Origin of the sequence: Nonomuraea sp. NPDC049607 (assembly GCF_040675375.1) — a bacterium.
Lineage (GTDB): Bacteria > Actinomycetota > Actinomycetes > Streptosporangiales > Streptosporangiaceae > Nonomuraea.
The window spans coordinates 1-1,393 of sequence record NZ_JBFAOV010000106.1; the positions used below are offsets into that span (position 1 = coordinate 1).

Here is a 1,393-nt window from a genome sequence, read left to right on the forward strand (position 1 = left end):
CATTGTGGACCGCGTCCTCCACGACCTGATGGACGGGCTCAGGTGTCCCCGAACGCGGGCCGCCCTGGCCACACGGCCCGCGCCCGGCAGGTCAACCTTCGCCGGAGGCCAGACCGACGGGGCAGGACGCGCCGGTCCCGCCGATCCCGCAGTACCCGTTGGGCACTTTGTACAAGTACTGGTGGCGGTAGCGCTCCAGTTCAGGCATCAAATGCCTCCCACTCGGGCACTCACAACGGGGACCGCCCTCTGGACGGCTTCGGCGCGTCCTGTGGCGTAAGGCTGATGTGGACGGCACCCTTGACAGAGCCTCTCCGGGGTTGGGGCGAACATCTCGCACTCTTGTTCGGCGTCTCCTCCCACACTTCCGAGAAGCCGGGCCGCTGCACGGCAGATCCGCCATTACAGCTGCGGCAGATCCGCCAAGGCCCGTACGGCAAATCTGCTATCACCACCTGTCGGTGCGGAGTATTCTCCGCACCGTGGACACGGATGAACTCACGCTCTTCCCTCGTCGCGCGGAGGCCATGGCGATGGAAGCCCTCACCGACACCCGTGTAGTGGTGATCAATGGCGCCCGGCAGGTCGGCAAGAGCACTCTGGCCCAGGCGATCGTGCGTCAGACGGCAGGAGCCGGCGAGATCTACCTGGACCAGGCAGCCGTACGCGCGGCGGCGAGACAGGATCCCGATGGCGTCGTGCATCATGACGGACTTCTTCTCATCGATGAGATCCAGCGCGTACCGGATCTCCTTCTCTCCATCAAGCGGGAAGTAGACGCCGATCCACGGCCGGGGCGCTTCTTGCTGACGGGATCCGCCCGGCTTCTGGGCCTCCGGGACTTGCCGGACGCGCTTCCCGGCAGATCCGAGACAATCGAACTCTGGCCGCTCTCCCAGGGGGAGATCGAACGGAGCGACGACAGCTTCGTGGACGAGGCATTCCGGCAAGGTCATGATCTCAAGGTCGCTGCTGCCGGACTGCGTCGTCCCGACTACCTGCATCGCGCGCTACGCGGGGGCTATCCGGAGGCCGTCCACCGCCCGTCCCATCGCAGAAGAGCCCGCTTCTTCGAGTCCTACATCTCCGATCTGATCAACCGAGACGTCAAGCAGATGTCCGATATCGAGCGACCCGCCGATATGCGGCGTCTGCTCAACATCCTCGCTGGCCGGATGGGCGGCTTGACTGTGATCGACAACATCAGCCGCGATCTCGGGCTGCCTCGAAACACCGTGAAGCGCTATATCGACCTGCTCGACCTGGTGTACGTCATCAGACGGATTCCGGCCTGGTCATCCAACGCGACCACACGCGCGATCGCGACACCCAAACTGCTGCTGGTCGACTCCGGACTTGGCGCCCATCTGGCAGGCCTGACCCCGTCCCGAGT

At 64.9% G+C, this 1,393-nt stretch carries 1 protein-coding gene and 1 pseudogene; one reads left to right on the forward strand and one right to left on the reverse strand.

Annotated features, from left to right (window positions below; translation table 11 throughout):
* Window positions 1-91 precede the first annotated feature (91 nt).
* Window positions 92-181 (reverse strand): annotated as a pseudogene (locus AB0J97_RS51605) (peptide-methionine (S)-S-oxide reductase); the annotation flags it as partial.
* A 301-nt stretch (window positions 182-482) separates the two neighbouring features.
* On the opposite strand from AB0J97_RS51605, the gene AB0J97_RS51610 reads away from it, so the two are divergent.
* Window positions 483-1,393 (forward strand): ATP-binding protein (locus AB0J97_RS51610; protein ID WP_364104824.1); only part of this gene is annotated, 911 nt, incomplete at its 3' end.